The organism is Paracoccus caeni (assembly GCF_016629665.1).
Lineage (GTDB): Bacteria > Pseudomonadota > Alphaproteobacteria > Rhodobacterales > Rhodobacteraceae > Paracoccus > Paracoccus caeni.
This window is the reverse complement of the sequence record NZ_JAEPRQ010000013.1, coordinates 50268-58727: the sequence shown is the minus strand read 5'-3', so window position 1 is coordinate 58727 and position 8460 is coordinate 50268. Positions and strand designations below refer to the sequence as shown.

7 protein-coding genes are annotated in these 8460 nt (G+C 62.8%); 4 read left to right on the top strand and 3 right to left on the bottom strand.

Going from position 1 to position 8460, the window contains the following annotated elements; translation table 11 throughout:
- Both xrtD and JJJ17_RS19680 read right to left on the bottom strand, forming a co-directional pair.
- A partial coding sequence (gene xrtD / locus JJJ17_RS19685) for a VPLPA-CTERM-specific exosortase XrtD (protein ID WP_200689525.1) occupies nucleotides 1-1215 on the bottom strand: 1215 nt, incomplete at its 3' end.
- A gap of 213 nt (nucleotides 1216-1428) precedes the next feature.
- The gene (locus tag JJJ17_RS19680; protein ID WP_200689523.1) at nucleotides 1429-2025 is read right to left on the bottom strand and encodes a VPLPA-CTERM sorting domain-containing protein; all 597 of its coding nucleotides are present in this window, start codon (nucleotides 2023-2025) and stop codon (nucleotides 1429-1431) included.
- A 314-nt stretch (nucleotides 2026-2339) separates the two neighbouring features.
- Between JJJ17_RS19680 and JJJ17_RS19675 the strand changes: the two genes are divergently transcribed.
- A complete protein-coding gene (locus JJJ17_RS19675) occupies nucleotides 2340-3293 on the top strand; it encodes a glycosyltransferase (protein WP_200689515.1) in 954 nt (317 codons plus the stop codon).
- A gap of 82 nt (nucleotides 3294-3375) precedes the next feature.
- On the opposite strand, the gene JJJ17_RS19670 is transcribed toward JJJ17_RS19675, so the two are convergent.
- On the bottom strand, nucleotides 3376-4602 hold the full coding sequence (locus JJJ17_RS19670; RefSeq protein WP_200689513.1) for a glycosyltransferase family 4 protein: 1227 nt from the start codon (nucleotides 4600-4602) through the stop codon (nucleotides 3376-3378).
- A gap of 258 nt (nucleotides 4603-4860) precedes the next feature.
- Here JJJ17_RS19670 and JJJ17_RS19665 point away from each other — a divergent pair, with 258 nt between their 5' ends.
- The 3 genes from JJJ17_RS19665 to JJJ17_RS19655 all read left to right on the top strand — a co-directional run bounded on the left by JJJ17_RS19665 (nucleotide 4861) and on the right by JJJ17_RS19655 (nucleotide 8458).
- The gene (locus JJJ17_RS19665; protein ID WP_200689511.1) at nucleotides 4861-5694 is read left to right on the top strand and encodes a hypothetical protein; all 834 of its coding nucleotides are present in this window, start codon (nucleotides 4861-4863) and stop codon (nucleotides 5692-5694) included.
- Between the two features lie 241 nt (nucleotides 5695-5935).
- Nucleotides 5936-7393: a hypothetical protein gene (locus JJJ17_RS19660; RefSeq protein WP_200689510.1), complete on the top strand. Its 1458-nt coding sequence runs from the start codon at nucleotides 5936-5938 to the stop codon at nucleotides 7391-7393.
- 45 nt (nucleotides 7394-7438) lie between these two features.
- Entirely contained in the window at nucleotides 7439-8458 is a 1020-nt protein-coding gene (locus JJJ17_RS19655) for a glycosyltransferase (RefSeq protein ID WP_200689508.1), read from the top strand.
- Nucleotides 8459-8460: the final 2 nt, after the last annotated feature.

Sequence of the window (8460 nt, the reverse complement as noted above, 5' to 3'; positions counted from 1 at the left end):
GAAGGCCATGAACAGCCCCACTGGCGGGGTTTCCCGGTCAAGGGTCAGCGTGACCTGCCGATAATCGTCCGCTCCAAGGCTTTTCGCGATATCGGGGGTCAGCCGCTCTTCGGGGCCGCGCTGCTGCCAGGCGCCCAGTTCGCGGGGGAACAGGGCAAAGGGCGTGCGTTCGGGTGCCATGCCGCGATTGTCGGGCACCATCTGCCACGCACCAAGGGCGGCGATGCCGATGATCGCGGCAGTGATCATTGCCGCCGAGGGCATGACCAGCCGGATCCGGCTCAGCTGGGCGATCATGCCCGAGGTTTCCAGATCCAGCGCATCGGCCAGTGTGGGCTTGCCCGGATGGAAGAACAGCATCAGCCGGGCCAGCAGGAACAGCAGGATGATACAGGCGATGAAGATGACCCAGCCTTCGAAGAAATGGGTGAAGCCTTCAAGCCACTCGATGCCGTAGTAATTGGCGATGATCCCGGCCATGGCGATCCGGACCGAGTTCATGACCACGGTGATCGGCACCGCCGACAGCAGCAGCACTGCCTTGTGCCATTTCGGCCCGCGATAAAGAACCGCGAAGATGTAGGAGAAGCTGAGGATCGGGAACAGGTACCGCAGGCCTGAACAGGCCTCGGCCACGTGCAGGCGCATGACGCCCAGATCGATGATATTGCCTTCGAGGAAGACCGGCACCGACAAGAGCTTCAGGAACCAAACGCCCAGTTCGGACGAGATCATCTGCAGCGAGGTCGAGACCTTGTAATAAAGCACCCCCGGCAGCGGCAGCATATAGACCAGATGCACGACCGGCGGCCAGAAATGCTTGCCGGTGGACCAGCCGAAGGAGATCAGCAGGATCCCCGCCACCCAGATGATGGTGGCATAGGCGACGATGTCGTCGATCCGGGCCAGCTTGCCCAGAGCGCCGATGACGAAGGCCAGTGCCAGAACCGCGACGCCGGGCCAGCGGTCGGATTTCGGGCCGGGTTGTGCGGGGTATTGTTTCAGCTCGCGCAGGAACATCAGCGCCGACAGGACGGGGATCAGCGGGCCGTGACTGTATTCCGGCAATTGCCATGCGCGAAGCAGCGCATCCAGACCGTCCATGAAGAACCAGCCCGCGGCAATGGCGGCAATTCCCAGCCAGAACAGCCCGGCCATCCCGGTCAGAGTCAGCATGCCACGGGAGGAAGTCGTCACCGTTTCGCTGGAAGCCATCACATATTCACCCTTTACACGTCACACCGGCATCCGGTCGGAATTTTCCCGGTTCGCGACTTTACTGCATTAACCAGTTTTTCGCGAGATCGATAAAGAAATCATATCCGGGTTAACTTGTCGCATTACATTGCGAGAATGAACCGGCGCTTTCAGGTGGAAATAAGAAAACCCGCCCTGAGGCGGGTTCTCGGTTTTTTCGAACTAAAATGATCAGTCCGCTTTTTTGCGGCGACGCAGCGCGGCCAGACCGCCCAGACCGCCCAGCAGCAGCAGCCCTGTGGCCGGCAGGGGGATCGCGGCAACCTTGACGCTGTCAACGTCAAAGCCGTCGCCCTTCACACCGCCCCCAAAGGGGAATTGGTCCTTTGTCGCGTCGACAAGCTTGATGTATTCGAAGGCCGAGGTGGCGAACACCGAGGACGAAGTCGTGGTATTCAGAAGACGACCAAAGAACGTTTCGACGCCATTCAGAACCCCATAGACGTCCACGGCTTCCTGATGATGACCGTATTCGCGGTCATAGGTGATCTCGTAAACCGTGACTTCGTCCACCGGCTGGAACAAGGGCTTGGCAAAGCCGACAGTCAGCGAGCCGCCCAGGCCCAGCGAGTAGAAGGCACCATCGGCGGCATGAAGCGCGTTGTTGGGGTCCTTGCGAGCCGGGTTGCAAAGCTCAAGGCTGCCCGGCGTGCCGCAGGTCCCGTCAACCGCCTCGATAACCTTGTTCGCGTAATAGGTGGCGGCATTCGCCCCCGCGGCCGAGATAGCCAGCACGGCTCCAGCCAAAAGCATTTTCATAGCGTGCATATTTTTCACCTGTTCACTATTTATTATCGGCGGAGGCCGACCTTCCATTAAATTTTTAACAGTCCCGCCTATTTGCAACAAGCATTATCAAGGCCGAAAGCCCTTACCTTGATTGGTTTCTGATGGACTGCGCCCAAATTATCGACCCCGCCGCGCGCGCCGGGCGAGGGTTAATAAAGCGACACACGCGGCGCGAGAAACCGACCGGTCACGTCAACCCGAACGATGATCAGAAAGGACGAATCAGACGGCTGACTTGCGATTCGCGACGCGAGCGGCCAGAAGCTGGAAACAGTTTTACCAGTGAGTGCTGCATGTCCGATTCACCCCTCGATTCGCCCGCTCATTCGCGTGCTTATCTGCTGGTCTCGCCCTGCCGGAACGAGGCCGAATACATGCGCCGCACATTGGACAGCGTGGTGACGCAAAGCGTGCCTCCGGCGCTGTGGCTGATCGTCGATGACGGCTCGACCGACGAGACCCCGGCGATCCTGGCTGACTATGCCGCCCGCCATCCCTTCATCCGCGTTGTGACCAAGCCCGACCGCGGCCATCGCGCCGTCGGGCCGGGGGTGATCGAGGCGTTCTATTACGGGCTCGACCAGATCGATGCCGCCGCCTTTCCCTATCTCTGCAAGCTCGATCTCGATCTCGATTTGCCGCCGCGTTATTTCGAGATTCTGATGCAGCGAATGGAGGACAATCCCCGCATCGGTTCCTGCTCGGGCAAACCGTGGTTCCGTAATCCGGCGGGGCAGTGGATTTCCGAGAAATGCGGCGATGAGATGTCGGTCGGCATGACCAAGTTCTATCGCCGCGAATGTTTCAATGAAATCGGTGGCTTCGTCCGCGAGGTCATGTGGGACGCGATCGACTGCCACAAGGCGCGGCAATTGGGCTGGATCGTGGTCAGCTGGAATGGCGACGATTTGCGCTTCGAACATCTGCGGCCAATGGGCTCCAGCCAGAAGAGCGTTTTCACCGGCCGCCGCCGTCACGGCTTTGGGCAGTACTACATGGGCTCGGACCCGGCCTATTTCGTGGCCACGGGGGTCTATCGGATGGCGCATCCGCCCTATGTGCTGGGCGGTCTGGCGACCATTCAGGGTTATCTGGGCGCATGGCTGCGACGGGTGCCGCAACATGGCGATGCCGGGCTACGCGATTTCATCCGCGCCTATCAGCGCCGCGCCCTGCGTGTCGGCAAGGCCCGTGCGGTCGCCGAAATCGAGGCCGAGCGGGCCAGCCGGTGGCAGGGAAGCAGATGAGCGATACGCCCCGGCCCAAGGTTTTGGCCGAGCGCAGGTGACGCAGAAGCTCCGAGATCCCTTGCCCGGCGGGACTTTCGCCTCACCTGTGAGGATCAGTCCCCCCTTCAAACAGCCGCCCCAGCTTTTCCGCTTCGAGCCGCTGGTTGAACTCAGTTGCCACCTTCCGCTGCCCGGCCTCACCCATCCGTCGCGCGGCTTCGGGATCGGCCAGAACCTCGGTCATCGCCGTGGCAAAACCCGCAATATCGCCCGGCGCGACGATCCGGCCCGAGACGCCATCCTCGACCAGTTCCGGAATGCCCGCAATCCGCGTCGCCAGAACCGGGCGGCGGCTGGCCATGGCCTCCATCAGCACCACCGGCACACCTTCCGCGAAAGAGGGCAGGGCGAAGAGATCGCAGCGCGCCAGTTCCGCCGCGACCTCGTCCTGGTTCAGATAGCCGGTGAAGCGCACGGCATCGGCGATACCCAATTCAGCCGCGCGCGCTGTCAGATCGGCGCGCGCCGGTCCGTCCCCGATCAGCGTCAGCCGCGCATCGGGAAAGGTCGCATGCAGCCCGGCAAAGGCTTCAAGCAGCACCGGCACGCCCTTGGCGGCGGCCAGACGACCGATGAACAGCACATTGCGCCCCGCTGGTCGCGCGGGATCCGGGGCATAGCGGTCCGGTTCGATGCCGCAATGGATGATATGCAGGCGCGGCCAGTGGCGCGGATCGGCAAACAGCATTCCCTGCGAGCGGCTGAACTGGCTGATGCAGGCAACGAAATCGGCCCGCGCGATCTTCTCGTCCAGCCGCCAGCGCCCGGTATCCCAGAAATCGGCCGGACCATGCAGGGTGAAGCTGTAGGGAATGCCTGCAAGCTCTGCCGCCAGCATCGCCACGGTGGACGAGGCCATGGCGAAATGGTTGTGGATCCGGGTGATCCCCTCGCGGTCGCAATGTCGTGCCAGAACCAGCGCTTCGAGGACATAGAAGACCTGCCAGATCGTCGCCTTGATCCCGGCGGACCGGGTCCGCAGCGCTAATCGCAGCGCCGACAGCAACCGCCCCGGACGCTTCAATGCCCAGCCAAGCGCGCCCAGCAGGGTCGCGGGATTCTTCGCGGCATCAAGGACATGGAAGGTGGTGGCGGCAGCCTCTTTTTCATCCGGGCCGCGATGATGCTCGGGCCCGGTGCGCCGGATCGAGCAGGTGCGGATGTCATGGCCAAGCGCCCTCAGCGCCAGAACCTCTCGCAGGATGAAGGTATGCGAGACGGCGGGATATTCTCCGGTCAGATAGGCGATGCGGGCGGATCTGGTCATGATGCTTCCGGCAGGGGCGTTCCCAAGGCTTCTGGGCGGGACACCGCCTGCAAGTCAATCGGCTTTTAGTCAGGAAATGCTGATGAAGGGCCTGCTTTAGCGGCGCCGCTTCATGGGCATGACGGTGAAAATAACGTATCATCTTCTCGTGGAAGGCGACTCTTCGCCGGTCCATGCCTCGCCGTCGTTTTTGGCGCTGCCGAAATCCTTTTCGGTCCGCTAGTTTACCCATCGTAATGTGGTGCTGAGGTATTTGAAATGAAGTCTTTTGCAAGGGCCGTGGCGCTGGTTCCGGCATTCCTGCTGATCTCGCTGGCTCATACCATCCCCGCTGCTGCCGCCACCTGTCTCGACTGGCCGTCGATCTGCTCCGATGATGACCGCTTCCTGCTGGGCACCGCCGAGATCGAGGGCAGCATTGACGCCACCGCGATCGGCATGAGCGCGAATGAGCGCTACTGGCTGCGCTTTCAGTCGATGGGCGTCACCAATGGCGAAATCTACAGCGAATCCGCCTTCGCCGAACTGGACATGAACCGTAGTGGCAATACCGTGCCGATCTATGGCGAACATCGCTATGACGGCGGCACCAACAATGCCGAGGATCTGCCCGATGGCCCGCTGACCGACCGCTTCGGCGGCGCGACCAGCCTTGTGCCGTCGCTGTCCATGCCAGGCGACATCATCGGCGATCACGCGCTGGCAAGCGTCGAGCTGGATGTGCGGGCCGGGAATGGTGTCTTCTGGCCCGATTTCGACCCCTATGCCCTGTCATCGGTGGGAAGTTTCAGGCTTGATATCGCTTTCTTCGGCCTGCTGATCGATGAGACCGATCCGACCTTCTACGATCTGGACAGGTCCCGCTTCGTCACGCTGACCGCCGACAGCTTCGACGTGTTCCGCTTTACCTATTCCAGCGGCACCGGGGCCTATTCGTCGCGGGAAATGACGATGAACCCGGATCGGCTGGAAGCACAGCCAGAGGTCGATCTGGTCTCGACGCCGCTGCCGGCACCGGCGCTGCTGCTGCTGGGCGGGCTTGGCGGATTGGCCCTGATCCGACGCAGACGGCCCGCAATCCGGCAAGATTGATACGAATGCTGTCAGGGCAGGAAGAACTGCGGTTCTTCCTTAACCTCGGCTGCGACAATTTCGCGGGATTGTGAGACGAGAATGGTGCCGGGAGGCCATCGGGCGCGCAGTTTTTGTCGCACATCCATGCGCCGCTCTGCTATGCGGGCGGCAGGCGGGTGGCCCGCAGGACGACCGGAAGCAGGATGATCGACAGAGCCGCAGGACGATTGCAGGACAAGGGGCAGGGGGGCATGGCCGGATGATCGGGCCGATCGTCATCCTGATCTGGATCGGGGTGATCTTTCACCTCTTCGCGAAGCGTATGCCCGCGACGGCGGTGGCATGGTCGGTTCTGGGCGGCTACCTGTTCCTGCCGGCAAATTTCTCGATCGACCTGCCTGCGGTGCCGACACTGAACAAGGCCTCGATCTCGGCGCTTTGTGCGCTGCTGGCGGCGACGATGCTGCTGACCCTGCCACGCATTCGGGCGATGCCTCAGGGCATGATCCTGACCGGCCAGGTGCCGCGAAACAGGATCGTGCGGCTGTTGCTGGCGGTGCTGCTGATCGGCGTGGTCGGCACCGTCTTCACCAATGGCGACCCGCTGAACTATGGCGGCCGCCCCCTGTCGAGCCTGCGCGTCTATGATGCGCTGTCGATGACGGGAAACTCGCTTTTTGCGCTGCTGCCCTTCCTGCTGGCGCGCAAATACATCGCCCATCCCGACGCGCATAAGCAATTGCTGATAGCACTGGCCTTGGCCGGGCTGATCTATACCCTGCCCGCGCTTTACGAGGTGCGGATGTCGCCGCAGCTCAGCCGGATGATTTATGGCTATTTCCCGCATCAATGGCTGCAGCATGTTCGCGCCGGGGGCTTCCGGCCGGTGGTCTTCCTGCATCACGGCTTGTGGCTGGCGATCTTCTTCTGCGGCAGCTTTCTTGCGGCGCTGGCCCTGTGGCGTTCCAGCACTGGCAAGCCACGGATGCAATGGATGCTGGCGGCAGCCTGGCTCTTCATGATGCTGGTTCTGGCCAAGGGCATGGGCGCGCTGGCGATCGGGCTGGCTCTTGGGCTGGTGATCGTTTTCCTGCCGGTCCGTCTGCAGGTGCTGACCGCTGCGGTGCTTGCCGGGATCGTGCTGACCTATCCGATGCTGCGCGGGGCCGGGCTGGTCCCGGTCGGGCAGGTGATCAGCATCGCGCAAAGCATTGATACGGCACGGGCGGATTCGCTGGCTTTCCGGATCGAGAATGAGGATATCCTGCTGGCGAAAGCCAATGAGCGGCCGCTTTTCGGCTGGGGAGGCTGGGGCCGCAACCGGGTCTATGACGAGACCGGACAGGATATCAGCGTGACCGACGGCTATTGGGTCATGTCGATCGGCACCGGCGGCTGGATCGGCTATCTGGCCGAGCTTGGGCTGCTGACCCTGCCGCTGATCTTTCTGGCGCTCAGGTGGCGAAAAATGGCCCTGACCCCGGCGACGGCGGGGATTGCGCTGGCATTGACCGCCAATCTGCTGGACCTTCTGCCCAATGCCACGCTGACCCCGGTGACATGGCTGCTGGCCGGAGCATTGGCTGGCAGGCTGGAACTGGGCCGGTTGCCCGAACCCGATGCGGTGGCCGAAACCGATGCCGTGCTGCCCGACCGCCAGACCCGTTACAGCCGTCAGACCCGGCGGCACCCGCCTCATCTTGTTCATCCGGCCTGAGCCGGAACCCTGTCTTTCCCCCTGTTCCCGTCGAGTAAGTTGCAGATGTCCTCCACCCCTCACGATCCTTCGACCGATACCGATACCGATCCCAACCCCGGTCCGGCCCTTTCCCCGGTCATCGATGCGGTGGCCATTGGCCGCAATGAGGGGCAACGGCTGATCGGCTGTCTCGACAGTCTGAAGGCGGCGGGGCTGCGGCATGTGGTCTATGTCGATTCCGGCTCGACCGATGGCAGTCTGGCCGAGGCGCAGGCCCGCGGCGCCATCGTGGTCGAGCTTGATATGTCACAGCCCTTCACCGCGGCGCGGGCGCGCAATGCGGGGGTGGCGGCGCTGCCGCAGGGGGCGGATTATATCCAGTTCATCGACGGCGATTGCACGATCGAGGCCGAATGGGTGCCGCTGGCGGCGGATTTCCTCACCGACAATCCCATCGTTGCTGCGGTTTGCGGTCGCCTGCGTGAGATCGATCCCGAGGCCTCGATCTATAACCGGATGATCGACCACGAATGGGATACGCCTCTTGGCCAGACCCGCGCCTGCGGTGGCATCGTGATGATGCGCGCGGCGCATTTCCACGAGGCGGGCGGCTTCAAGCCCGAATTGATCGCCGGTGAAGAGCCAGAGCTTTGCGTGCGCCTGCGCCGGGCGGGCTGGCAGATCTGGCGGCTGGATGCGGAAATGGCCCGCCATGACGCGGCGATCCACCGCTTCGGGCAATGGTGGCGCCGTCGTCGGCGCACCGGCTATGCCTATGCCGAAGGTGCCGCCCTGCATGGCGCACCGCCCGAGCGCCACAATGTCGCCCAGACCCGAAGAGCGCTGGCCTGGGGGCTGGGCCTGCCGGTTCTGGCGCTGCTGGGGACATTTCTGATCAACCCGGTCTTCCTGCTGCTGTTTCTGGCCTGGCCCGCGCAGATCCTGCGCCTGTCCTGGCGCGATGGCGATCTGACCCATGCGGGCTTCCTGACCCTTGGCAAGATCCCCGAGGCGTTTGGCGTGATCGAATACTGGTTCCGGCGTCTTGTGGGCCGTGATGGACGGTTGATCGAATACAAGTAGTC

Coding starts and splice junctions, on each gene's coding strand:
- JJJ17_RS19680 (WP_200689523.1), bottom strand. CDS start 2,025: ATGCACGCTATGAAAATGCTTTTGGCTGGAGCCGTGCTGGCTATCTCG.
- JJJ17_RS19665 (WP_200689511.1), top strand. CDS start 4,861: ATGAAGTCTTTTGCAAGGGCCGTGGCGCTGGTTCCGGCATTCCTGCTG.
- JJJ17_RS19660 (WP_200689510.1), top strand. CDS start 5,936: ATGATCGGGCCGATCGTCATCCTGATCTGGATCGGGGTGATCTTTCAC.
- JJJ17_RS19675 (WP_200689515.1), top strand. CDS start 2,340: ATGTCCGATTCACCCCTCGATTCGCCCGCTCATTCGCGTGCTTATCTG.
- JJJ17_RS19670 (WP_200689513.1), bottom strand. CDS start 4,602: ATGACCAGATCCGCCCGCATCGCCTATCTGACCGGAGAATATCCCGCC.
- JJJ17_RS19655 (WP_200689508.1), top strand. CDS start 7,439: ATGTCCTCCACCCCTCACGATCCTTCGACCGATACCGATACCGATCCC.